The organism is Pseudomonas uvaldensis (genome assembly GCF_021271205.1).
Taxonomy (GTDB): Bacteria; Pseudomonadota; Gammaproteobacteria; order Pseudomonadales; family Pseudomonadaceae; genus Aquipseudomonas; species Aquipseudomonas uvaldensis.
Genome location: NZ_JAIWKS010000010.1, coordinates 186,149 through 209,345, shown reverse-complemented (window position 1 = coordinate 209,345; position 23,197 = coordinate 186,149). Strand labels below are relative to the sequence as shown.

Sequence of the window (23,197 nt, the reverse complement as noted above, 5' to 3'; positions counted from 1 at the left end):
CCGCGTTGAGGGGCGGACTGAAGGGCGCCCGGAGGGCATAGCCAAGGCCTTGATGAAGGCAAGCTGATAGTTGAGCTGCGTCCAGGAACCACTGACCAGCCTGGTTCACCTCCATCAAGGAAGCGGCCCTCTTCAAGGACTGGAGGTTTGCAATCAGGGGGGAGATGTCGACCAGTTCAGTCGGATCACCCTCAACCAGTAACGCCCGCCAAGGTTGGCGCTTTCTAGCCTAGTTGAACAACTGGGTGAGGTCGGCGAAGAAGCTGATGGCCTGCCGGTGAGCGCCGCGGTTGACCACGGCCTGGATCAGCGCCCGGACATCATGTTCGGAGACGCTGCTCACTGCGGTCTTGCCGAGTGCTGGCATAAGGTCCTTGTTAAAGCGTCGTTGCAATTTGGCATTGCCGTCTTTACGCGCGACACCATCCAGCAGCCAGGCCTTGACCAGATCCTGGACGGTCAGTGTTTGCACCTTCGTTGTTTTTAGGTGTTCGGTCTCTACGTTAGCGGCGGTGTATGCCTGCACCTTCGCGGTTTTCTTGTGCTCGTTGGGATTGATCTGCTCATCAATAAGCGCATGGGCCTGGTTGCGCGCCTTGCGGATGTCCGTCAGGGATTTGCGCGGCCAGGATCCGCAGGAGTACTCTTTGTTCTGGTCGCCCAGCGAAACCGATAGAAAAAGCTGACCGACACACCGTCCTTACGCATTGAGATTCGACCGGCCAGATTGCCATCCTCCCGGAGGATTCGACCGGCATCGTTTGCGGTCAGCGACTCGAGTTCTTTTATGGTGATTTTGGCCATAAAATCGGTTCCCCCTACTTTTCCCCCCACAAAAACGTCGGCTCTTGATGGACGTTACTGGACCTTTGTGGAGCAGAACTCCGCTGAAACTCAAGTAAATACTAGCTTTGAATATTCCAGAGTAAAATTTTGAAGGCTTTCAAGAAGTATGAAAAAGGAGATGGGGTGCTAGGGGTCGAGTGTTCGAATCACTCCGTCCCGACCATATTTTTCAATGACTTAGCCCAATCTGCAAAGATTGGGCTTTTTCATGTCTGCAATAAACAACCCGTTTCGTTGAATTATCGCCAGGGAAGATCAATGCAGCGCCAAGGATCTCGGCACTGGAACATGATCAAACTTCGAAATGGTCTTGATCCAGTAGCGGCGATAGTCGGTCTGATCGGGTGCCAGCGGTTTTTGGGTTGACCATAGATGCCCAGCCTTCAGGCTGGCGCGATAGGCCTCCCATTCTTTCTGCTCGGCGACTTCCCTGGCTTTGTGTCGGTCGTCGAACCAACCGAGGACATAAGGTTCGCCTTGGTCTGTGCTGTGTGCTATCAGCAAATAAATCTCTGTCATGACTGCCGCCTCAATGCTGTAGTCCAATCGTTACTCTTGTCATGGGTATCGGCAGGAGGTTTGAGTTTTTGAGATCAGGATTGTCAATCATCTGGTCAAGGGGGCGGATTGCTGGAGCAACGCCAACGCCCGTTCAATTTCAGTTTCCGTTCGTTATTCGGCCACGATCAACAATGACTGCGGCGCCGCGCTCTGCGGATGCTGTGGCTCCTGCAACCCGGTCAAGCGAAAGCCCGCCATATCCAGCGCATTGAGCCAGCTGGAAAGCGTGCGGAAATACCACGGCATGGGTTGCCATTGTCCTTTGAATCCGCTGAAGGTTTCCTGCCGCCAGCCATCCTGATAATCGCCTGCTGCCGTAGCCCAGGGATGCAAGGTCTGGATCACCAGGGCGCCACTTGGAGCGAGCAGGGCTTTCAGGGCGCTGAGCAGGGGGATGATGTCCTGGTGCAGCAGGGCGAAGTTGGCGCAGATCAGGTCGTAATCGCTGCCGATATCCACCTGCGTGTGCACCAGCGCGTCATAGCTGGCCAGATACACGAGGGAAGAACCGGCTGCCCGTGAGGCCTCCACCAGGGTTGCGTCGCCATCCACGCCGACGGCTTCGATGGCCCGTTTGGCCAGGGCGCGCAATAGCCAGCCCTCACCGCATCCGAGGTCGAGCACTCGTTCGGGCTGGCGGCTGAGTATCGCCAGCAGGATGGCTTGGTCAGTGACTTCGCGGCGACTTTCAATGGCGCCGGTGCGGACGGCTTCGATCCAGGCTTGCGCGTTGTGCTGCCAACTCTGGAGGAGGGCGGATTCGGAGGCGGGCATTGGCAGTCTCAAGCGTGAGGGCTTGAGTTCAAGGATAGAACATGCGGATTGACCCGGTCCTGTGGGAGGAAGGCTTGGCTCCCACAGGCTTGTTCCAGGCTCTGTATTTAGAACTTGAACCGACCTACCAATCCCTTGAGCTGACTGGAAATGTCTGTCAGGCGGCCGGAGCCGGTCTGGGCGGTGTGGGCAAATTCTTCGACCAGTTGTGCATCGGCATGGATCTGTGCGATGTGCCGGTTGATGTCCTCCGCCACTTGGTGTTGTTGCTCCGCCGCCGTGGCGATCTGGGTGTTCTGGTCGCGGATCGAGTCCACCGAGTTGCGGATCTTGTCGAAGCTGTCGCGGGCCTGTTGGATGCGCTCGACACTGGTTTGCGACACTTGCAGGCTGGTCTGCATCTGCTGGGTCACTTCCTGGGTGCGTCGGGCGAGGTTGCCGAGCAGGCTGTCGATCTCGCCGGTGGAGTCAGCGGTGCGCCGTGCCAGGGCCCGGACCTCATCAGCCACCACGGCGAACCCGCGCCCTTGGTCCCCAGCACGCGCGGCTTCGATGGCGGCGTTGAGAGCCAGCAGGTTGGTCTGCTCGGCGATGGAGCGGATGGTGTCGAGAATCGTGTTGATATTCTTGCTGTCTTGCTCGAGTGCCTGCATGGTCTGGGTCGACTGCTGCAAGTCTTCGCTCAGTTTCAGGACGCTGCCAGTGGCTTCGCCGATATGGTGCTGGCCGTCATGTACATCCCGGTAGCCCGTGTCCGCGCTGGAGGCTGCCTGGCTGCAGGATCGGGCCACTTCGTTGGCGGTCGCGACCATCTCGTTGAAGGCGGTGCTCACCAGTTCCACCGCCTGACGCTGGCGCCCGGCGGCTTCGTTCATGTTCGAAGCCACTTCGCTGGTGTCGGCGGCGGCACTCTGCAAATCGGACGAGGCGCTGCCGATGCGCTGCACCAGCTGCGCGATCATGCCCAGGAATTGGTTGAACCAGCTCGCCAGGGTGGCCGTTTCATCCTTGCCTTGCACTTTGAGCTGACGGGTGAGGTCGCCTTCACCTTCGGCGATTTCCTGCAGGCCATCGGCGACGCCGCGAATCGGCCGCACGATCACGCGGGCGAAGCTTGCACCCACGAGAGCAAAGACTACGGCCAATACGGCAGCAATGAGCGCGATCAACCAGGTCAGGCTAGAAGCCTGGGCCATCACCTCATCACGCTTGATCAGGCCGATGAAGCGCCAGCCCAAGCCTTTGGAGCTGACTACGTTGGCCATGTAAGGCACGCCATCGATCTCGATCTGGGTGACGCCGTCGCTGCTCTTGGCCAGTGCAGCATAGTTGGGGCCAAGGTCGGCCAGCGGCTTGAAGTTGTGCTTGGCATCGCCAGCGTCCACAAGGACGTTGCCATTGGCCTCGACCAGCATCAGATAGCCGCTTTCCCCCAGCTTGATGTTCTTGACCAGTTCGGTCAGTTGCTTGAGCGACACGTCCAGGCCGACGACGCCCACCAGCTTGCCGCTGGCGTCGGCGATGGTGTGCACGATGCCGATCAGCGACACATCATCCGGCGCCCAGTAATAGGCATCCGTACGCACGGTGGTGCCTGGAGCGGCCACGGCGGCCTTGTACCAAGGGCGCACGCGGGGGTCATAGTTGGAAATCTTGGGATCGTCAGGCCAACTGGCATAGCCGCCGTCGGCCAGCCCCACGGAAAGATAAGCCGTGGTTGGGTGGCTCTTGGCGAATCTGTCGAAGATATCCAGTAGCTGCTTGTTGGTCTCGGTCAGGGGGATCTGCGCAGCGTCGGCACCGGAATAGTTCTTCAGGTCCTTGGCGCCGACGATCCGCGGATCCTTGGCGAAGAACTCCACGTTCTGGCTGATGCCATCGAAGAAAGTCTTCATGCCATTATCGATCTGCCGGATTTCCCGACTGCTGCTGTCCAGGAAATTGGTCTGCGCCGCGTCGCGCAGGTTCAGCACGACGAGCACGGCTACCAGAATGACCGGGAGGCAGGCGATGGCCGCGAACGCCCATGTCAGCTTCTGTTTGATATTCATGACTTCTCCCGCGGGTATTTATAGATGTTGTTTCGGCGGAACCAATGGGCTGTGTCGCGAGTTACCCGCAAGGGAATCGCCGAGCCTACCTGGAGCGTATCGACCAAAGTGGTAGGCACTTTAGGCAGGCTCCGGCTTTGCGGACGGGAGGTTTTCCTGTATGGCGAGGTCATGTCGCAGAAGGTGTTGAAAATGACGCATTGGGGTTACTCGGCGGTGCGATTTTGCTCATCATCACAGGAAAGTAGCAGGGTAATTGTGGCCAGTGTTCCTGTCTGGAAGACGGCTGCGACTGCTGTGCCAGGGCGCAAATGTCAAGCAAGCCCGATTGTCTTCCATTAACGAGGCCCTATGCCAAGCGCATTCGAGAGCGTACTCAAAAACAAGAACATGGCCTATCGACCACTCGGTTCACCGGGTACCGACCAGGCTCCGATTCGTGTCGCGTTTGTCTTGATGGACAACTTCTCGATGATGTCCTTCACCGGTGCGGTGGACGCGCTGGTCACCGCCAACCTGATGAGCGACAGGCCCCTTTACGAGGTCCTGACCGTCGGGGTTTCGGGCGGGCAGGTGCCCAGTGACCTGGGCATCGTCATTTCTACCGATGTCGAACTGGCGCAACTGCGGGAGGACCTGGATATCCTGATCGTCGCCGGGGGCTTTCGCGTCAAGCTGCAAGGCGTGCCCCTATTGCGGCGCAAACTGCGGGCCAACGCGGCGTCAGGCGCGATCATGGGCGGACTGTGGAATGGCGTTTTCTTCGTCGCCGACGCCAATCTATTGGATGATTTCGAGTGCGCCGTCCACCCGGAAAGCCGTGCGATGATGCTGGAAGTCTTTCCCCGCGTGAAAGTGTCCAGCCGGGCCTACGTCGTCGACCGGGAGCGAGTCAGTTGCGCGGGCGCGAACAGTTCCCTGCGCATGATGCTTCAGTTGATCCGCCAGACAGGTGGGCAGGCGTTGGTGGGGGCCATCGAAGAGATCCTGCGTTGCGATGAATCCGGCGATGAAAGCGACTTGCCGCCGGTCTTCGTCGAAACCGACCCGACGCTGCCGGAGAGCCTGAAACTGGCGTTGGAGTTGATGTGGCAAAACATCGAGGAGCCTTTGACCATCGATGAGTTGGCTGCGTGTGTGAAGATTTCGAAGCGCCAGCTCGAACGGCGCTTCTGTCGTTTTCTCGGGGCGACTCCGACGCGTTATTATCTGGAATTGCGCCTGACGCGCGCTCGCCAGTTGATCCAGCAAACCAACAGGTCGGTGACGGAAATTGCCGTTGCGACGGGCTTCGTCAGCTCTCCGCATTTCCAGCGACGTTTTCGGGATTTCTTCGGGGTTCCGCCCGGCAGTTATCGTTCAACCTTCGAGCGGAAACAGGCGATGCGCTAAGCTCCGGCCCCAAACATCCCTGTCAATAAATGCGTAGGGGACACGCCGCAGGCTATTGGCGTTGAGATCAGGTTCTATCGTCAGATTGTTCGGCGTCGGGCAGTTCGTCACTCTGCGAGGCGGTCAGGGTTGTGCCCTTGCAAAGCACCTTACCGACCTCATCGGCGATCGAGCCATCGACGACCAGCCCCTGCATCTCGTCAAACTGGGCTTTTTCAAGCTCCTCAAGGCTGCTGTACATGCCTGTGTGGCGAACATTGCGCTCGGCGCAATCAAGTTCCAGTTTGGTGTAGTTGGTGAAATAGGTGCCCTGCCTCTGAACGGTGGCCTGTATGGCAGAACCGTTTTCGACGTAAGAGACGATGGAGTATTGGGCTTGTGAATCATCGTAGTTATAGGTGATTTGTTGCGGATCCGCCGTCGCGCAGCACGCTACGGACAGGGTAATGAGAGACATAACCGTCTTCATGTTTTCTTCCATGAAATGAACAGGATGGCTGATAGTTAAATGATATCGTTTTGCGTGATTTGCAACATCAAGTTACCACTACAGAATGATGTCACATTTGACCGCTGGTCGGAAATACTCAATTCCCTGGAACTTTTCTGAAACCCTGGCCTACCTTCGGATACCCGCTTGCTCCGCACAAGCGACAAAGCGCATGGTCCAGCTTCCGGAAGCTGGACCATGCGCCATGTTTCTCTTAGCAAAGCCGGAATTTAGCGGGCCGCCTGACTTTTTTCAGATGTTTTGATCATTATGAAGGCCAAAGCTTATACCCGTAGTCACGGCATCTGCGGCAATTCCCTGGGTTGCAGATCGAACACCAACACCTCGGCGTTCTCGCCATTGGTCAATGTCAGCACCTGCTCCTCGCGAACCCGTACGCCATCGCCTTCCTGCAGGGATACGCCATTGAGCTCGACCTTGCCCCGGGCCACGTGCACATAGGCGTAGCGGTCTGGCGCCAGTGTCAGGCTGGCGCTTTGCTTACCGTCGAACAGCCCGGCATACACCCGTGCATCCTGGCGAATCTGCAGCGAGCCGTCGGTTCCATCCGGCGAAATGATCAATTGCAGCCGTCCGCATTTCTGCTCAGTACTGAAGTGCTGTTGCTGATAACGCGGCGTGGCGCCAGCGACGTCGGGCACGATCCAGATTTGCAGGAAGTGCACCGGTTCGCTATCGCTGTGGTTGAACTCGCTGTGGGCCACGCCGCTGCCAGCGCTCATCAGTTGCACATCGCCCGGGCGGATGACCGAGCCTGTGCCCAGGGTGTCCTTGTGCTCAAGCGCACCTTCGAGCACATAGGAAAAGATCTCCATGTCCCGATGCGGATGCTGGCCAAAGCCTTTGGCTGCGGCAACCCGGTCGTCGTTGATGACGAGAAGGTCGGAGAAGCCCTGTTCGTTTAGGTTACGGTAGTTGGCGAAGGAAAAAGTATGGAACGAGGTCAGCCAGCCGTGACGGGCGATGCCGCGGTCCGAAGCTTTGCGAAGGGTCAGCATGGTGGTTCTCCTGATTCTGGGCGGAGCGGTCGTGGCCGTTCGCCGGGTTCAGGAAAAGATTAATGGTTAACGGATAATCCAATAAGTAGATCAAAAACGAAAGACTGTCCCATTACAGTGGACAATCAAGTAAGCTCGCCAGCCTACGCCTCGCTTCGCCATAATGCGACGGTTCCGCTGTGTTCAGGCTCTGATCACAGCGATTTGAACTTACCGCTTTTCCTTCGATCCTCTGGCGTTCTTTCTGATGAAAACCGTTGCAATGGTGCTGTTCCCGGACTTTCTGCTGCTCGATATGGCGGGGCCGCTTGAAGTCTTCTCCATCGCCAATCGTTATCTCGAACCGGACCAGCGTTATCAATTGCTGACCCTGGGTACCGAGCGCGGCGCGCTGCGGGCGTCAAACGGCGTGATGGTGCAGGCCGATATCCACATCGACCAGGCCTGGGCGGCCTATGACGTGTTGCTGGTACCGGGGGGGCCGGGCGCCTATAACCAACAGCATCCGGGGCTGCAGACGTGGTTGAAGGCCGCGACACAACGGGCCACGCGCTATGGCTCCATCTGCACCGGCGCCTTTGTACTCGGCAACGCAGGATTGCTCGATGGGTACCGGGTTACCACTCACTGGCACTACACCGAACGCCTGATCCAGCGTTTTCCCAAGGCCTTGGTGGAAACCGACAGAATTTTCCTGCAGGACCGGCGCCTGATGACTTCCGGCGGCGTCACCGCCGGTATCGACCTGGCCTTGTTTATCGTCGCCCAAGACTACGGACGCAAGGTGGCCCTGGATGTGGCCAAGGTGTTGTTGGTGGTGATGAAGCGCCAGGGCGGGCAGGCGCAGTTCAGCCCGTTGGTGGCGGCGGTGGCGACCCAGGAGTCGGCCATCACCCGGGTACAGCACCACGTGATCGAGCACTTGGAGGAGCCCTTCACCGTCGAGCGCATGGCCGAGCTGGCTGCCATGAGTGTGCGGCACTTCGCCCGGGTATTTGCCCGTGAAGTCAAGATGACGCCCATGGAGTTCCTCCAGGGCGCGCGTATCGACCGGGCGCGTCAGCTATTGGAAGCCACGGATTTGCCCCTCAAGACCGTGGCCTTTCGCAGTGGCTTCGGCAGCGTGCGGCACATGCGCGCCCAGTTCAGCGAAAAGCTTGGCTTGACCCCGGCACAGTATCGCCAACAGTTCAGTTGAGCCGACGGTGTCCGTCCTGGGCATCGTGATGTCCGTGATGCGTCCTTTGCCAGCATTGTCCTGTCGCTCGTGGCTGCCAAGATAATCGGTGAACCCTTTAAAGGATGCGCTCGAGCCGGGGCGGAGACGTTGTCGAGTGCAGCGTCATGTCTAAACTGGCTGCTGGCGCTGGAACGCCCATGAACAATTTCGCCACGCCGGGTACCGAAACGACGGTGGTTTTCGGTCCGTTTACCTTCCATCCGCAGCAGCGCCTGGTCACCTGCAAGGGCAGGCCCTTGTCGCTGGGCGGACGGGCCCTGGATATTCTCCACGTCTTGGCTGAACACGCCGGCAGCTACGTCGACAAGCAGACCCTGATTGCGCGTGTCTGGCCGGACAGTGTCGTCGAAGCCATCAACCTGCGCGTGCATATCGCGGCGCTGCGCCGGGCATTTCGTGATACCACGGGCGGGTGCCGGTACATTCGCAACGATCCCCGGCGTGGTTATTGTTTTGTTTCCTCGCCGGTTTCAGCGTCACGCAGCGAACGGCATAACCTGCCTGCGCGCCTGAGCCCGGTGCTGGGGCGGGACAGAGTACTGGGTCAGCTGCTGGTCGACGTGCCGCGCCACGGCCTGACCACCGTGACCGGGCCAGGCGGTGTCGGCAAGACCACCGTCGTGCTGCGGGCGGCGGAGTTATTGCTGGGGTATTTCCATGACGGCGTCTGGTTGGTTGACCTGGATGCGCTCGTGGATCCGGGTCAGGTGCGGGCGCACGTCGCTCAGACGCTGGGCCTGGAGCCAGACGCCCTGACATTGCAGCCCGGATCCTGTCGGATGCTCTTGGTGCTCGACGGCTGCGACCGGTTGCTCGACGCCTGCCGGGAACTGATTCTGGCGCTTCGTACGACCGCACCCGAAGTGTCGGTACTGGTGACCAGTCGCGAATGCCTGGACTTGGCCGATGAATATGTCGTGCAGTTGCCCGGCCTGGCGGTGGCCGAAGACCTGGAGCCCCAGCAGGCGCTATTGGCCTGTCCGGCGGTGCAGTTGCTGATTGACCGGGTGAGTGCTCGTCAGCACGGGTTCAAGCCCAACGACCGGGAGCGGGCAACTCTTGCACAGGTGTGCCAGCGTCTTGATGGTCTGCCTTTGGCCCTGGAGCTGGCCGCGGTTCAGGTGGGCGTCCTAGGCGTCGCGGGGGTGCTTGAACAACTGGATGACGGGCTGGCGCTCTTGAGCCATGGCCGGCGCACCGCATTGGCTCGCCACCGCAGCCTGGAAGCGTCGCTGGATTGGAGTTTCGAGCGCCTGGGGGCCGCCGGGCAGACAGTGTTGTCACGCCTCGCGGTGTTCGAGGGGCCTTTCAGCCTGGACGCGGCGATGGCGGTGATCAGTTGTCCCGAACTGACCCCAGGGCAGTTGCCTGCGCTGTTGGCGCAACTGGTAAAGCAGTCTTTGGTGATGCGCGACCCGTGCGGCGAAGAGGTTCGGTTCTATCTGCTCCATACCACGCGGGCTTATGCCCTGGAAAAACTGCAGCGTAATGGCCAATGGCATCTTTATCATCGGCGTTATGTGTTGCAGGACGCCTGGGCGCCCCAGTCAAGGCCCGTGCCGCCGAGACATGGACTGGAGCAGCGCATCGGCCTCCACTAGGTCGGGTGTATCGAAGCCCTCCGTGAACCGGCGAAAAACCGGTTCGAGCAGGTTCCGCGCCGCCTGTTCCTGACCCCGATGTTGCCATAGCCGAGCCAGGGACATGGCGCTGCGCAGCTCCCAGGCCAGGGCTCCCTGGTCGCGGGCCATGCTCAAGGCCATGTGCAGTAGTTCTTCAGCCCGTGTTTCGAGTATCGGGTCATTGCCTGCCAGCAGTGCTTCGGCTTCGGCCCGCAGGATTTCCGCCGAGCACCAGCCCGCCAGACCCTGGTGGGCCCGTTCGATCTGTTCCGGGCTGACCAGATCAGCCCGCAGGGTGACGACGATATCGTGGATCAGACCGGTGGTGAGTTGATCCGCCCCCGAGGGGCCCCCCTCAAAGGCACAGGCGTAGCAAGCGGCCCAATCATCGAACAGCAGCACCGAATGTTTCTTGGCCTGGTGCCGCAGCATCTGGAGCCGTTCATGGGCGATCGCACGGTTGCCGTTGTAATGCTCGATCACACAACCGGCCAGGGCCAGGGTGTAGCAGATCGAGGTGCCGTGGTTGATCTGCAAGGCGATTTGCAACGCGAGGCTGGCAGTGCGACGGGCTTTCTCGGCAAAACCCTGCAGCCAGAGAATTCGCGCCAGGATCGTCAGCGCGGCGACGCTTTGGTCGTACTGCACGCCGAAGCCATGGGTGAATCGGCTGAGATGGCCGCTTTGGGACATGCGCTGGATCACCTCCTCGGCGTCACGGCGGGCCGCGTCCTGGTTGCCGGCGAAATGCAGCGCCAGTACCCGCAGCCGCTGAGTGCTCAGAGACAGGGTCGGGTCGCCATGCGTGCCCAACCGGTCGAAGTCCCGGCTTTGCTCCAGAGCCTGTTGGTAATGACCGCAACTCAGATTGACGGCCATGTGGCCCGAGACCGCCCGGAGCTCGCTGGTCAGGTCCTTGCACTGCTGCGCAAGCTGGCGGGCGGTGATGAATGCGTTGATGGTCGCCGATGTGCCACCTACGGTGTGGTAGCTGAAACTGCCGCGGGCCAGTTCCAGGGCAAGGGTCAGCCTTGGGCAGGGCGTGGGACTGGCCCGCAGCAATGCCAGGGCTTTGTTGACGTACAGGCCGTGCTCCTTGAGCAGGGACAGCTCCTGCCAGAGAGGCAGAGTCCGGGCGGTCAGGCGAATGGCGACGGCGTGCGCGCCGTGTGGGGCCAGGCCCCGGTCAAGCGCGGCGCGGATGTCGTCGCGATAGTCGGCGTAGCGGGCGGTCCAGAGCTGAGTGGGAGTGTTTTCCCAGTCGCTCTCGGCTTGCTCCATCAGTGTCAGACAGCGCTCGGCATGGCGCGCCTGGCTGGCGGACAGCTCACCGGCCTCGGTCAGTTTCTCCAGGGCATAGCTACGGGTCGTGTCCAACAGGCGATAGCGCACTTCTTCGTCGCCAAGCTCCACGTTGAGCAATGATTTGGCGACTAACTGGCTGATAGACACCAGCACCTGATCCGGCGCGATATGCGGGCCGACGATCACCGCCGCGGCCGATGCCAGGTTGAAGCTGCCCATGAATACCGCCACCCGCCGCAGACAGGCCTGCTCACAGGGCGTCAGCAGAGCGAAGCTCCAGTCCAGGGTGGCCTGTAGGGTCTGTTGGCGCGGTGCGCTCGCCCGGCAGTCCTGGTGGAGGAGGGTGACGCTGTCCTGAAGTTGCTGGTGCAGGGCTTCAAGCCCGAAGCGGCCGATTTGCGCAGCGGCCAGCTCGATTGCCAGGGGAATGCCGTCCAGTCGCTGGCAGATATCGAGCACGAGGGGAACCTCGCGGTCGGTCAACTCGAAGCTTTCCTGGCTGGCCATCGCCCGTTCGGCGAACAGTTGCAGTGCCGGGTATTCCAGGGCGGGGTAGCCTTCGATGGCCATTCCCCTGGGCGGAAACGCCAAGGCATCCAGGCGTTGTATATGTTCGCCTTCGGCTCGCAGGTCTTCGCGACTGGTGGCCAGGATGTGCAGGTGGGGCGCACCGCGCAACAGGGTTTCGCTGAATTGCGCGACAGCATCGATCAGATGCTCGCAATTGTCGATCACCAGCAGCAGATGCTGGTCCTTGAGTTGGCGCACGATGACATCCAGCGGTTCACCGTTATAAGGCGGCAGCTTCAGCAAGGCAGACAGGTTCGGCGCGATCATGGCCGGGTCGTTGAGCGAGGCCAGGTCGAGCAGGTACGTGCCGTCGCGGTAGCGGCCGATCAACCGCTCGGCGACGCGCAGGGCGACGGTGGTCTTGCCGATGCCCCCCGCGCCCACCAGGGTGATGAAGCGTTTGCGCGGCAGTTGAGCCACCAGCTCATCCACGATTGCCTGGCGCCCGATCATCCGGGTGTTCGGCAGTGGCAGGTTATGGACCACTGACGCAGGGGCAATGGGCGTCTGTCCTTCGAGCGGCGCGAACGAAATCGGCGCCACGAAACTATAGCCTCGCTGGGCCACGGTGACGATGTAGCGCTGGCCGGCCTGACCGTCCCCCAGGGCCTTGCGCAGAGCGGCGACGTGCACCCGCAGGTTGGTGTCTTCCACCACGCTTTTGGGCCAGACCCGGGCGATCAACTGGTGTTTGCTGACCACCTGCCCGGCGTGTTCGAGCAGCACCAGCAGGATCTCCACCGCCCGCCGGCCCAGGCGCAACGGTTGCCCGGCTTCCAGTACCAGGCGTTGGCGGGGGTGGACCTGATAGGGGCCGAAATGCACGGTCTGTTCGACGGCGAGGTCGAGGGGGTGGTTCATGGTGTTCTCGATGTCGGGGTCCCGGTATGTGGGATTTATCCGACTATATTCCTCAGGTTTGGCTTTGAACGCAACGGCGAGGAGCTACGGATCCCTCGACCTAGACATCTGCTCGTCAAAAAAGAGGGAAAAATTAACAACGTTTAACTCACGCAGGAGCCGTTTCTGAACCGACCATGTAGCCCTTCATCCACTGCAAGGAAATCATGTCATGAGCACCTTCATCACCCGCGATGGCACCGAGATCTACTACAAGGATTGGGGCAGTGGTCAACCGGTGGTCTTCAGTCACGGCTGGCCGTTGAACTCGGACAGTTGGGAAGCGCAGATGATGTTCCTGGCCTCCAACGGCTATCGGGTGATTGCCCATGACCGTCGCGGACATGGGCGCTCAAGCCAGCCCTGGAATGGCAACGACATGGACACCTACGCCGATGACCTGGCGCAATTGATCGAACGATTGGACCTCAAGGACGCGGTGTTGCTGGGCTTTTCCACGGGCGGTGGCGAAGTGGCGCGCTACATCGGCCGGCATGGTGCCGCCCGCGTAGCCAAGCTAGGCCTGATCTCGGCAGTGACGCCCTTGATGGTGCGGACCGCGTCCAACCCTGGCGGCTTGCCGATCGCGGTATTCGACGGTTTCCGCCAGGCCTCCCTCGCGGACCGTTCTCAGCTATACAAAGATGTGGCCAGTGCATTTTTTGGCGCCAACCGTCCAGGCGCCAAGGTGTCCCAAGGCATGATCGACTGGTTCTGGATGCAGGGCATGCTCGCCGGTCACAAGAACACCTATGACTGCATCAAGGCGTTTTCGGAAACCGATCTGTCCGAAGACCTGCGCAACATCGACGTGCCGACCCTGGTGGTCCATGGCGATGACGACCAGGTGGTCCCCATCGAAACCGCCGGTATCGCAGCCGCCAAACTGCTCAAGAACTCGCAACTGCTGGTCTACCCCGGCGCGCCTCATGGCCTGACCGATACCCACAAGGACCGGTTGAATGCTGATTTGCTGGCGTTTATCCAGGGCTGATCAAGCTACAAACCCTGTGGGAGCAAGCTCGCCCCCACAGGGATCGGTATTCAACAGGACCTTAGCCGATGAACCGCAATGATTTACGCCGCCTCGACATGAACCTGCTGGTGATCTTCGAGGCGTTGATGTTCGAGAAGAACCTGACCCGCGTCGCTGAAAAGCTGTTCATGGGCCAGCCAGCGGTGAGCGCGGCGCTGGGACGGTTGCGGGATCTGTTCGACGATCCGCTGTTGATCCGCCACGGGCGCGGCATGGAGCCGACCCCGCGGGCGATGGCCATCCTCAAAGAGCTGCAACCGGCTATGGACACTATTTCCGGCGCGGTCAGCCGGGCCAAGGCGTTCGATCCGTCCACCAGTTGCGACGTGTTTCGCATCGGCTTGTCGGACGACGCCGAGTTCGGCCTGTTTCCGCCGCTGCTGAGCCAACTGCGGGAAGAAGCGCCGGGCATCATCGTGGTGGTGCGCCGGGCCAATTTCCTGCTGATGTCGTCGCTGCTGGCCAGTGGCGAAATCAGTGTCGGGGTCAGCTATACCACCGATCTGCCGGCCAATGCCAAGCGCAAGAAACTACGGGATATCCCCTGCAAGGTCTTGCGTGGCGACAAGCGTCCGGGCCCGCTGACCCTGGACGAATACTGTTCGCGGCCCCATGCCATGGTGTCGTTCTCGGGTGATCTGAGCGGCAACATCGACCTGGATCTGGCTCGCATCGGCCGGACCCGCAAAGTGGTGCTGGCGGTGCCGCAGTTCAGCGGGTTGCGCGCATTGCTCGCCGGCACTGAACTGATCGCCACCGTGCCCGATTACGCAGCCTGTGCGCTGGTGGAAGGTTGCGGGTTACGTGCAGAAGACCCGCCGTTCGAGATCAACCCGGCCGAGTTGTCGATGGTCTGGAGCGGTGTCCACGACAACGACCCCGCCGAGCGCTGGCTGCGCTCGCGCATCGCCACACATATGTCCCAACCGTTGCCGGCGGCCGCTTCGGCGCAGTCGGTCGGAGACCACCGATGAACCTCACCGATGAACGTCCGTTGCAGGACCTGGGCTTGCTGTTCCTGCGCTTGAGCGGCGCGCTGTTCCTGCTCTGGGTCCATGGGCTGCCGAAGCTGTTGAACTACAGCGTCGAGCTGACCCGTATCGAAGACCCGTTTCACCTCGGCGCCGCACCGACCTTGGTGCTGGCGATTTTCGCCGAGGTGCTCTGTCCGTTGCTGATCATGGCCGGCGTCCTGGTGCGCCTGGCCTGCCTGCCCATCCTGTTCCTGCTGGCCGTTGCGCTGCTGGTGGTTCACCCACAGTGGAGCCTGGAAGAAGGGCAGTTCGGCTGGCTGCTGTTGATTCTGTTTACCAGCGTATTCATTGCCGGGCCTGGGCGCCTGGCGATCAACACGCGTTTTGCTGGAGTGCTTCGCCATGTCTGAATCTCAAACCCTCGAAACCACCGCCAGACCCGGTGCCGATGAAGTCGTCACCCTGGTGGTCAAGCACCGGGTCAAGGCCGGTCAGGACGCGGCCTACGAGGCCTGGTTGCGTCGCACCGTGACCGTGGCGGCTGGCTGGCCGGGACATCTGGGCGTGGATGTGGTCCGGGGCAAGCAGGGCGGGCTGTCACTGTTCACCTGTGTGCTGCGATTCCGTTCCACCGAGGCCATGCAACGCTGGCTGGATTCGCCTGTGCGCCGTGAACTGATCGACGAAGCCGCGCCGTTGCTGGCCGACGGTGACCAGACTGAAGTCGGGGCCCACAAGGAGTTCTGGTTCGCCCCGCTGGCCGACGCCTCCACGCCACCGCCGCGCTGGAAGCAGGCCGTGGTGACGCTGCTGGTGATCTTGCCCCACACCTTGCTGGTGCCGCTGATCTGGGGGCCGGTCCTGCAACTCAATGCGTTTCTCTCCAACTACGTGGTCGCCACGTTCCTGATCACCCTGACCATCGTGCTCTCGGTCTGTTACGTGTGCATGCCGCTGGCGACCCGTTTGTTCGCGCCGTGGCTGGAAGCGTCGAAGGCCCATGAACACCTGGAGCCCGGCCATGGCCAATAACGATGATCCGACCGATCCGCTGCGCCGCCAGTTACTGGCCGCCGGGTCCTTGCTCAGTGCCGCGGCGGCTTTCTGGCCGCGCCTGTCCCTTGCTTCTTCTCATTCAAAAGGAAATCCGATGAATGCCGATCTGATTCTGTTCAATGGCCAATTCCATACGGTCGACCGCGAGAAACCTCGCGCCAGCGCCGTTGCCATCAGCCAGGGCAAATTCGTCGCCGTGGGCACCGATGCCGAGGCCATGGCGTTGCGTGGCAGCGGCACCCAGGTCATCGATCTCAAGGGCCGCACGGTCATCCCTGGCCTCAATGACTCGCACCTGCATCTGATCCGTGGTGGTTTGAACTACAACCTGGAACTGCGCTGGGAAGGCGTGCCGTCCCTGGCCGATGCCTTGCGCATGCTCAAGGACCAGGCCGACCGCACCCCGACGCCGCAATGGGTGCGGGTGGTGGGCGGCTGGAACGAATTCCAGTTTGCCGAAAAACGCATGCCGACCCTGGAAGAACTCAACCAGGCTGCCCCCGATACCCCGGTGTTCGTGCTGCACTTGTATGACCGCGCCTTGCTCAATCGCGCCGCGCTGCGGGTGGCCGGATATACCCGCGACACCCCGAATCCGCCGGGCGGCGAAATCGTGCGCGACAGCAACGGCGAGCCGACCGGCATGCTGGTGGCGCGGCCCAACGCGATGATCCTGTATTCGACCCTCGCCAAGGGGCCGAAGCTGCCACTGGAGTACCAGGTCAATTCCACACGCCAATTCATGCGTGAACTCAATCGCCTGGGCCTGACCAGCGCCATCGACGCCGGCGGTGGTTTCCAGAATTATCCGGACGATTACGCGGTCATCGAGCAGTTGGCCCGTGAACAGCAACTGACGGTGCGCATCGCCTACAACCTGTTCACCCAGAAGCCCAAGGAAGAACTCACCGACTTCAAGAACTGGACCGGCAGCGTCAAGCTGCACCAGGGCGATGACTTCCTGCGGCACAACGGCGCCGGTGAAATGCTGGTGTTTTCGGCGGCGGATTTCGAGGACTTCCTCGAACCACGTCCGGACCTGCCGCCCGGCATGGAACAGGACCTGGAGCCGGTGGTGCGCCATCTGGTGGAGCAACGCTGGCCGTTCCGCCTGCATGCCACCTATGACGAATCCATCAGCCGCATGCTCGATGTGTTCGAGAAGGTCAACCGGGACATTCCGTTCAACGGCCTGCCCTGGTTCTTCGATCACGCCGAGACCATCACGCCCAAGAACATCGAGCGAGTGCGGGCCCTGGGCGGCGGCATCGCAATCCAGGACCGCATGGCGTTCCAGGGCGAGTATTTCGTCGACCGCTACGGCGCCAAGGCTGCCGAAGCCACGCCGCCGATCAAGCGCATGCTGGCCGAGGGCGTGCCGGTGGGCGCCGGCACCGACGCCACCCGCGTGTCGAGCTACAACCCGTGGACCTCGCTGTACTGGATGGTCAGCGGACGCACCGTCGGCGGCCTGTCGCTGTACGAAGAAGGCCTGCCGCGCCTGACCGCGCTGGAACTGTTCACCCATGGCAGCGCCTGGTTCTCCTCCGAGCAGGGCAAGAAGGGCCAGATCAAGGTCGGCCAACTGGCGGACCTGGCCGCCCTGAGCGCGGACTTCTTCAGCGTCGAGGAAGAAGCCATCAAGTGGATCGAGTCCGTGCTGACGGTGGTCGACGGCAAAGTGGTGTACGCCGCCGGCGACTTCGAAAAACTCGGCCCGGCCAGCGTTCCCGTGTTGCCGGACTGGTCGCCGGTGGTCAAGGTTCCGGGGCACTGGCGCCCGACCTCACCGCTGCAGGCCCAGGTTCACCAGTGCAGCGGCCCTTGCGCCGTGCACTCCCACAGCCATGAGCGAGCGCGGCTGTCGAATGTCCCGGTCAGTGATTTCCAGGGCTTCTGGGGCGCGTTTGGCTGTTCCTGCTTTGCCTTTTAACTAACACACACATTTCCCCCTGTGGGAGCGGGCTTGCTCGCGAAAGCGGCTGAACATTCAGCTTCGCCGTCGCCTGACACGCCGCCATCGCGAGCAGGCTCGCTCCCACAAAGTTTTACAACGTCCACACTGAGGAGTCATCCCATGAGCAACGCCCCTGTCTACAACCGCCTGAACAAAGATGATGCAGTCGTCCTGCTGGTCGATCACCAGACTGGCCTGATTTCCCTGGTCCAGGACTTCTCGCCCAACGAGTTCAAGAACAACGTGCTGGCCCTGGCCGACCTGGCGAAGTTCTTCGAACTGCCGACCATCCTGACCACCAGCTTCGAACAAGGCCCCAACGGCCCGATCGTGCCGGAACTCAAGGAAATGTTCCCGGACGCGCCGTATATCCCGCGTCCAGGCCAGATCAATGCCTGGGACAACGAAGACTTCGTCAAGGCGATCAAGGCTACCGGTCGCAAGCAACTGATCATTGCTGGCGTGGTGACAGACGTCTGCGTGGCATTCCCGACCCTGTCGGCCCTGGCCGAAGGTTTCGATGTGTTCGTTGTCACCGATGCCTCGGGCACCTTCAACGAAACCGTGCAGCAAGCCGCCTGGGTACGGATGACCGCTGCCGGCGCGCAGATGATGAACTGGTTCTCGGTGGCCTGTGAGCTGCACCGCGACTGGCGCAACGACATCGAAGGCCTGGGCAACCTGCTGTCCCAGCGCATTCCGAACTACCGCAACCTGATGAACAGCTATGCGGCACTGACTGCCAAGTAAGCTGTGCTGCCTGGCTGAATGGATGCCCGCCTTTTGTGCGGGCATCTTTTTGCCTGGCGAAAAACCTGAATCTATTTATAGAATTCCCGACTGTCCACCCGCGGATCTCCAATGAATCCCTTCGAAGAAATGCGCATTTTTGCCCAGGTCATGGAATCGGGCAGTTTCACGGCCGCAGCGGACAAGTTGGGGCTGTCCAAGCAGTTCGTCAGCCGCAAGCTCATGGAGTTGGAGCAACGACTCGGTGTACGCCTGCTCAATCGCTCGACGCGGCGACTGGACGTGACGCCCCTCGGCCAGCGCTATTACGAAGCGGCATTGCGCCTGCTCAGTGAGATCGAGCAAGTGGAGCAGGGCATCAGCGGCCAGACCAGCGAACCCCGTGGCACCCTTCGCGTCAGCGCACCACTGTCATTCGCCGTGGCGCACCTGGGGAGCCTGTTGCCGTTGTTTCTGCAACGCTACCGGGACGTCAGCGTGGAGGTCGACTTGAGCGACCGCTCCGTGGATTTGCTGGGCGAGGGCTATGACCTCGCGCTGCGAATCGGCGTGCTGGAGGACTCAACGCTGATCGCCCGACGCATTGCCAGTATCGAGCGGATATTCTGCGCCAGCCCGGCGTACCTCGCCAAACACGGCCACCCCACACGGCCCGAAGACTTGGGCGGGCACGATTGCCTGCCTTACGGTCACGGCCGTCAGGTGCAGTGGCGATTCGCAGGAGGGGGCAAGCCGCTGGTGCTGGAAGTCGGCGGCCGTATGCGTGCCAACAACGGTGAACTGCTCCGGGATGCGGCCATCGCCGGCATGGGCATTACCTACCTGCCGACGTTTATCCTGGGGGATGCATTGAAGGAGGGACGATTGGTCCAGGTACTCGAGGGCTTCGAAACTGCGCCGCTGACACTCTCGGCGGTTTATCCGCAGCATCGACAAAGTTCGCGTCCTGTGCAGGCGTTGATTGAGTTCCTGCGCGAACACATGCAGCAGTAGCAAGCCGGAACGCATTCAGCCGTCCAAATGACGGCTGAAGCATTCTCAGTACTCGATCAGGCAGCGAGGTTTGCGCTGCTCAGTTCTTTCTTGTACTGCGCTTTCATGGTTTCCATCTGTTCACCCAAGGCGTCCAGCCTGGCTTTGCCCAACAGTTTTTTCGCTTGAGGGAACATTTCTTTTTCTTCTTCTTCGATATGGTGTTCAAGCAGTTCCTTGACCACCTTCACTCGACCTGCGAATTCCGGTTGGGAAGGGTCGGTGGCCTTCAGGTCCGGCAGCACCAGCGAATCGACGGTGCGATGCTCTTCCTTGGCCTCGTAGTACATCTCGGCCTCATCCTTGCCACCCACTTGCTTGAAGGCCGGATAGAGGATTTCTTCCTCCAGACGGGTATGGATGGACACTTCCATTTCCAGTTTCGCCAACAGGTCAGTGCGTTTTTTGATGCCGCGTTCAGTGGATTCGCTCAACTGGGCAAGGATGCCCTTGACGCGTTCGTGGTCGGCTTTCAACAGATCGATGGCGTTCATATACAGCTCCTCGGCAATTCACGGTTACGAGCCGGCTTCAAGCGCCGACGTCGCGTTAACCAAGGATTGCATCGGTCGTGCCAGCCAGACGGAGCTATTAAATCCTTTTAAAACAATGAGTTGAAAGCTACGCCATTTTCATCATCGTGCAGCCTGCATGAAGAGGGGGTAAAGCGCCTTGCACTTTGCGCTGCCCCGACCAACCCCCTTTGTGGGAGCGGGCTTGCTCGCGAAAGCGGTGTGTCAGTCGACGAAGATGTTGGATGTCCGTCTGCATTCGCGAGCAAGCCCGCTCCCACAGAGGATTCAGGGTGTGTGCAGGCTCGTGAAGACTCCGTGTCAGTTGTCGAGTAATTGCCGTACCCGTCCAGCCATCGCCAGGCAAGACGTCAGCCCCGGCGATTCGATGCCGAACAGGTTGATCAGACCGGGCACCCGGTGCTCGGTTTCTGCACTGATGAGGAAGTCGCGGGCGGGATCGCCGGGGCCGGAAATTTTCGGACGGATCCCACTATAGGCCGGTTGCAGGCACTGGTCCGGCAGGCCGGGCCAGTAGTCGCGGATCGCCGGGTAAAAAGACTCGGCCCGGGCCGGATCAACCCGGTAATCCTCCCGCTCGACCCATTCCACATCAGGGCCGAAGCGAGCCTGGCCCGCCAGGTCCAGCGTCATGTGAATGCCCAGGCCGGCGGCTTCCGGGGCAGGGTAAATCAAGTGCCGGAAGGGCGCGCGTCCGGCAAGGCTGAAGTAATTACCCTTGCATAAATAGTCATCGGGCACCGATGGGGGTGGCACCCCTTCCATGCAGCGGGCAAGGGCCGGGGCCTGGAGGCCTGCCGCGTTGATCAGTTGGCGGCAGGTCAAGCTCATCGGTGCCGCTCCACCCACTTCCAGCATGAAGTACCCGACGTGGATGCTGGCCCGCAACAACGGTGCGTGGAACACGACATTCGCTCCGGCCGCTTCGGCATCGCCTTGCAAGGCCAGCATCAGGGCATGAGAGTCCACGATCCCGGTGGAGGGCGAATACACGGCGGCGACGCAGGCCAGCGCCGGTTCCAGAGCCTGCGCCTGTTTCTGGTCGAGCAGGCGCAGGTCGTCCACCCCATTGGCCAAGCCGCGTTCAAGCAATGCCTTCAGGCCTGCCACTTGTGCCTGATCCCGGGCGACGATCAACTTGCCGAGGCGGCGGGTCTCTACGCCGTGGATTTCACAATAAGCGTACAGCCTACGCCGCCCCTCGACGCACAACTGCGCCTTTAGGCTGCCCGGTGGGTAGTAGATGCCCGCGTGGATCACCTCGGAGTTACGTGAACTGATCCCTGTGCCAATGGCCGCGCCGGCTTCGATCAGCAGCACTTCATGACCGGCGAGGGCCATTTCCCGCGCCACGGCAAGGCCGACAACGCCCGCGCCGACCACTACGCATTCCACATCGACGTTCAACTCATTCTCCTCGGATCTCCCAAACAGCTCTCGAAAGAATACACCGACCCCTATGTGGGAGCGGGCTTGCTCGCGAAGACAGAGTGTCAACCAAGTGGATGTGATAAGTGGGCTCTCGCCCCTCAGCAATTCATGTGCGAACGACCAAACATCCAGCCATAAAAAAACCCGCATCTCGCGATACGGGTTTTTCAACTACACCGTTTGGGCAATCAGCCCGTCAGGCCAGCCTGTTGGACCAGGGTCAGCAACGGCTGCGGATACACACCGAGGAAGAACGCCAGTACGGCGATGGCCAGCAGCATCACGCCGCCTGCCTTTTGTTCCCAGTGCAGCTCGGCATCGTGACGACGCAGGTTCGGTTCCATCAGGTACAGGGTGACCATGACACGCAGGTAGTAGAACACGCCGATGGCACTGCCCAGCACCAGGGAGCCGACCAGCCACCATTGGTGGGCCTCGACGCCGGTGGCGATGATGTAGAACTTACCGATGAAGCCGGCGGTCAGCGGGATGCCGGCCAGGGACAGCATCATCACGGTCAGCACGGCAGTCAGGTACGGACGGCGCCAGAACAGACCACGGTACTCATACAGGGCATCGGCGTCGCGGCCGTTGTACGGCGAGGACATCAGGGTGATCACGCCGAAGGCGCCGAGGCTGGTGATCACGTAGGTGACCAGGTACACGCCGATGGCTTCCACGGCCAGGCCTTTGCTGGCGATCAGGGCAATCAGCAGGTAACCGAAGTGGGCGATGGACGAATAACCCAACAGACGCTTGAGGTTGCTCTGGGTCAGTGCCAGCAGGTTACCGAACAGGATCGACGCAATGGCGATGAGGGTCAGTACGTTGCTCAACACACCGCTGCTGGCCACTGGCGAGATCTGGAACAGTCGCACCATCACCGCGAACACTGCCACTTTCGACGCGGTGGCGAGGAATGCCGCCACCGGCGCCGGGGCGCCTTCGTAGACGTCCGGGGTCCAGAGGTGGAAGGGCACCAGCGACAGTTTGAACGCCAGGCCGATCAGCATCATGCCCAGGCCCAGTTGCGCAATCGGGCTAGGCAGGCCAGTGGCCGCCAGGGCCTGGCCAATGCCGACGAAGTTCAGGGTGCCGGCCTCTGCGTACAGCAACGCCATACCGAACAACAGGAACGCGGAACCGGCCGCCGACAACACCATGTATTTGATGCCGGCTTCCAGGGAGCGCTTGTTGAAGAAGGCGTAGGCCACCAGGCCATAGACCGGCACCGACAGCAGTTCCAGACCGATGAACAGGCTCGCCAGGTGCTGGGCGCCGACCAGGACCAGGCCACCGGCGGCAGCCATCAGGATCAGCAGGTACAGTTCTTCGCGGTTGCCCGGGTAACCCGAACCGCCATCACCGAGGTAGGCATGGGCGAGGGTGACGCAGGCGAGGGTGGCGACGAGGATCAGCGCCATGTACAGGCAGGCGAAACTGTCGATCTGGATCAGCGGGGTGACCGCCAATGGAGCGACTTTCAGGGCCGGCAGGATTGACAGTAAGGCCAGGTTCAACCCCGCCACCGACAGCAGGAAAGTCTGGGAGTGATTGCGGCGCCAGGCGATCGCCAGCATCACCACGAGGATCGTGGCGCTGGTGATCAACAGCGGCGCAAGCGCGATAAAGTGTTGAATCGTGAATTCCATAGCGCT

19 protein-coding genes and 2 pseudogenes are annotated in these 23,197 nt (G+C 61.0%); 10 read left to right on the top strand and 11 right to left on the bottom strand.

Annotated features, from left to right (window positions below; genetic code table 11):
• Positions 1-151 precede the first annotated feature (151 nt).
• The 5 genes and pseudogenes from LCU97_RS21875 to LCU97_RS26930 all read right to left on the bottom strand — a co-directional run.
• Positions 152-804: pseudogene (locus LCU97_RS21875) on the bottom strand (integrase arm-type DNA-binding domain-containing protein); the annotation flags it as partial.
• A 297-nt stretch (positions 805-1,101) separates the two neighbouring features.
• On the bottom strand, positions 1,102-1,365 hold the full coding sequence (locus tag LCU97_RS21870; RefSeq protein WP_053158862.1) for a hypothetical protein: 264 nt from the start codon (positions 1,363-1,365) through the stop codon (positions 1,102-1,104).
• Positions 1,366-1,518: 153 nt separating this feature from the next.
• Entirely contained in the window at positions 1,519-2,181 is a 663-nt protein-coding gene (locus tag LCU97_RS21865; RefSeq protein WP_053157896.1) for a class I SAM-dependent methyltransferase, read from the bottom strand.
• A 107-nt stretch (positions 2,182-2,288) separates the two neighbouring features.
• Entirely contained in the window at positions 2,289-3,056 is a 768-nt protein-coding gene (locus LCU97_RS26935) for a methyl-accepting chemotaxis protein (RefSeq protein WP_371259630.1), read from the bottom strand.
• Between the two features lie 93 nt (positions 3,057-3,149).
• Positions 3,150-4,232 (bottom strand): annotated as a pseudogene (locus tag LCU97_RS26930) (cache domain-containing protein); the annotation flags it as partial.
• 351 nt (positions 4,233-4,583) lie between these two features.
• On the opposite strand from LCU97_RS26930, the gene LCU97_RS21855 reads away from it, so the two are divergent.
• Entirely contained in the window at positions 4,584-5,624 is a 1,041-nt protein-coding gene (locus LCU97_RS21855) for a GlxA family transcriptional regulator (protein WP_232777737.1), read from the top strand.
• A gap of 67 nt (positions 5,625-5,691) precedes the next feature.
• Here the strand turns inward: LCU97_RS21855 and LCU97_RS21850 are convergent, their stop codons facing one another.
• Positions 5,692-6,093, bottom strand: coding sequence for a hypothetical protein (locus LCU97_RS21850; protein ID WP_232777736.1), 402 nt, complete (start codon positions 6,091-6,093; stop codon positions 5,692-5,694).
• A gap of 317 nt (positions 6,094-6,410) precedes the next feature.
• Positions 6,411-7,133 (bottom strand): pirin family protein, encoded by a 723-nt coding sequence (locus LCU97_RS21845; protein WP_053157885.1) that lies wholly within the window; start codon positions 7,131-7,133, stop codon positions 6,411-6,413.
• Between the two features lie 247 nt (positions 7,134-7,380).
• Here LCU97_RS21845 and LCU97_RS21840 point away from each other — a divergent pair, with 247 nt between their 5' ends.
• Entirely contained in the window at positions 7,381-8,331 is a 951-nt protein-coding gene (locus LCU97_RS21840) for a GlxA family transcriptional regulator (protein WP_053157882.1), read from the top strand.
• A 179-nt stretch (positions 8,332-8,510) separates the two neighbouring features.
• Positions 8,511-9,974: an ATP-binding protein gene (locus LCU97_RS21835; RefSeq protein WP_232777735.1), complete on the top strand. Its 1,464-nt coding sequence runs from the start codon at positions 8,511-8,513 to the stop codon at positions 9,972-9,974.
• Here LCU97_RS21835 and LCU97_RS21830 read toward each other — a convergent pair.
• The gene (locus LCU97_RS21830; RefSeq protein ID WP_232777734.1) at positions 9,921-12,731 is read right to left on the bottom strand and encodes an ATP-binding protein; all 2,811 of its coding nucleotides are present in this window, start codon (positions 12,729-12,731) and stop codon (positions 9,921-9,923) included. The genes LCU97_RS21835 and LCU97_RS21830 overlap by 54 nt on opposite strands.
• Positions 12,732-12,942: 211 nt before the next feature.
• Between LCU97_RS21830 and LCU97_RS21825 the strand changes: the two genes are divergently transcribed.
• The 7 genes from LCU97_RS21825 to LCU97_RS21795 all read left to right on the top strand — a co-directional run bounded on the left by LCU97_RS21825 (position 12,943) and on the right by LCU97_RS21795 (position 19,536).
• On the top strand, positions 12,943-13,764 hold the full coding sequence (locus LCU97_RS21825; RefSeq protein WP_053157869.1) for an alpha/beta fold hydrolase: 822 nt from the start codon (positions 12,943-12,945) through the stop codon (positions 13,762-13,764).
• A 68-nt stretch (positions 13,765-13,832) separates the two neighbouring features.
• Entirely contained in the window at positions 13,833-14,780 is a 948-nt protein-coding gene (locus LCU97_RS21820; protein WP_053157867.1) for a LysR family transcriptional regulator, read from the top strand.
• Positions 14,777-15,190, top strand: coding sequence for a DoxX family protein (locus tag LCU97_RS21815; protein ID WP_053157864.1), 414 nt, complete (start codon positions 14,777-14,779; stop codon positions 15,188-15,190). The genes LCU97_RS21820 and LCU97_RS21815 overlap by 4 nt, the downstream gene beginning before the upstream one ends.
• Positions 15,183-15,812 carry an antibiotic biosynthesis monooxygenase gene (locus tag LCU97_RS21810; protein ID WP_232777733.1) on the top strand — a complete coding sequence of 210 codons (630 nt, stop codon included), beginning with the start codon at positions 15,183-15,185 and terminating at the stop codon, positions 15,810-15,812. Before LCU97_RS21815 ends, LCU97_RS21810 begins: the two co-directional genes overlap by 8 nt.
• 118 nt (positions 15,813-15,930) lie before the next feature.
• Positions 15,931-17,769: an amidohydrolase gene (locus LCU97_RS21805; RefSeq protein WP_053158860.1), complete on the top strand. Its 1,839-nt coding sequence runs from the start codon at positions 15,931-15,933 to the stop codon at positions 17,767-17,769.
• Positions 17,770-17,913: 144 nt separating this feature from the next.
• Positions 17,914-18,543: an isochorismate family cysteine hydrolase YcaC gene (gene ycaC, locus LCU97_RS21800; RefSeq protein ID WP_053157858.1), complete on the top strand. Its 630-nt coding sequence runs from the start codon at positions 17,914-17,916 to the stop codon at positions 18,541-18,543.
• 111 nt (positions 18,544-18,654) lie between these two features.
• The gene (locus LCU97_RS21795; RefSeq protein ID WP_232777732.1) at positions 18,655-19,536 is read left to right on the top strand and encodes a LysR family transcriptional regulator; all 882 of its coding nucleotides are present in this window, start codon (positions 18,655-18,657) and stop codon (positions 19,534-19,536) included.
• 56 nt (positions 19,537-19,592) lie between these two features.
• On the opposite strand, the gene LCU97_RS21790 is transcribed toward LCU97_RS21795, so the two are convergent.
• The 3 genes from LCU97_RS21790 to nuoN form a co-directional block, all read right to left on the bottom strand.
• The gene (locus tag LCU97_RS21790) at positions 19,593-20,069 is read right to left on the bottom strand and encodes a hemerythrin domain-containing protein (protein ID WP_053157852.1); all 477 of its coding nucleotides are present in this window, start codon (positions 20,067-20,069) and stop codon (positions 19,593-19,595) included.
• Positions 20,070-20,408: 339 nt separating this feature from the next.
• Positions 20,409-21,515 carry an NAD(P)/FAD-dependent oxidoreductase gene (locus LCU97_RS21780; RefSeq protein ID WP_232777731.1) on the bottom strand — a complete coding sequence of 369 codons (1,107 nt, stop codon included), beginning with the start codon at positions 21,513-21,515 and terminating at the stop codon, positions 20,409-20,411.
• Between the two features lie 212 nt (positions 21,516-21,727).
• Positions 21,728-23,191 (bottom strand): NADH-quinone oxidoreductase subunit NuoN, encoded by a 1,464-nt coding sequence (gene nuoN / locus LCU97_RS21775; RefSeq protein WP_053157846.1) that lies wholly within the window; start codon positions 23,189-23,191, stop codon positions 21,728-21,730.
• Positions 23,192-23,197 lie beyond the last annotated feature (6 nt).

Coding starts and splice junctions, on each gene's coding strand:
- LCU97_RS21870 (WP_053158862.1), bottom strand. CDS start 1,365: ATGACAGAGATTTATTTGCTGATAGCACACAGCACAGACCAAGGCGAA.
- LCU97_RS21865 (WP_053157896.1), bottom strand. CDS start 2,181: ATGCCCGCCTCCGAATCCGCCCTCCTCCAGAGTTGGCAGCACAACGCG.
- LCU97_RS26935 (WP_371259630.1), bottom strand. CDS start 3,056: ATGAACGAAGCCGCCGGGCGCCAGCGTCAGGCGGTGGAACTGGTGAGC.
- LCU97_RS21855 (WP_232777737.1), top strand. CDS start 4,584: ATGCCAAGCGCATTCGAGAGCGTACTCAAAAACAAGAACATGGCCTAT.
- LCU97_RS21850 (WP_232777736.1), bottom strand. CDS start 6,093: ATGAAGACGGTTATGTCTCTCATTACCCTGTCCGTAGCGTGCTGCGCG.
- LCU97_RS21845 (WP_053157885.1), bottom strand. CDS start 7,133: ATGCTGACCCTTCGCAAAGCTTCGGACCGCGGCATCGCCCGTCACGGC.
- LCU97_RS21840 (WP_053157882.1), top strand. CDS start 7,381: ATGAAAACCGTTGCAATGGTGCTGTTCCCGGACTTTCTGCTGCTCGAT.
- LCU97_RS21835 (WP_232777735.1), top strand. CDS start 8,511: ATGAACAATTTCGCCACGCCGGGTACCGAAACGACGGTGGTTTTCGGT.
- LCU97_RS21830 (WP_232777734.1), bottom strand. CDS start 12,731: ATGAACCACCCCCTCGACCTCGCCGTCGAACAGACCGTGCATTTCGGC.
- LCU97_RS21825 (WP_053157869.1), top strand. CDS start 12,943: ATGAGCACCTTCATCACCCGCGATGGCACCGAGATCTACTACAAGGAT.
- LCU97_RS21820 (WP_053157867.1), top strand. CDS start 13,833: ATGAACCGCAATGATTTACGCCGCCTCGACATGAACCTGCTGGTGATC.
- LCU97_RS21815 (WP_053157864.1), top strand. CDS start 14,777: ATGAACCTCACCGATGAACGTCCGTTGCAGGACCTGGGCTTGCTGTTC.
- LCU97_RS21810 (WP_232777733.1), top strand. CDS start 15,183: ATGTCTGAATCTCAAACCCTCGAAACCACCGCCAGACCCGGTGCCGAT.
- LCU97_RS21805 (WP_053158860.1), top strand. CDS start 15,931: ATGAATGCCGATCTGATTCTGTTCAATGGCCAATTCCATACGGTCGAC.
- ycaC (WP_053157858.1), top strand. CDS start 17,914: ATGAGCAACGCCCCTGTCTACAACCGCCTGAACAAAGATGATGCAGTC.
- LCU97_RS21795 (WP_232777732.1), top strand. CDS start 18,655: ATGAATCCCTTCGAAGAAATGCGCATTTTTGCCCAGGTCATGGAATCG.
- LCU97_RS21790 (WP_053157852.1), bottom strand. CDS start 20,069: ATGAACGCCATCGATCTGTTGAAAGCCGACCACGAACGCGTCAAGGGC.
- nuoN (WP_053157846.1), bottom strand. CDS start 23,191: ATGGAATTCACGATTCAACACTTTATCGCGCTTGCGCCGCTGTTGATC.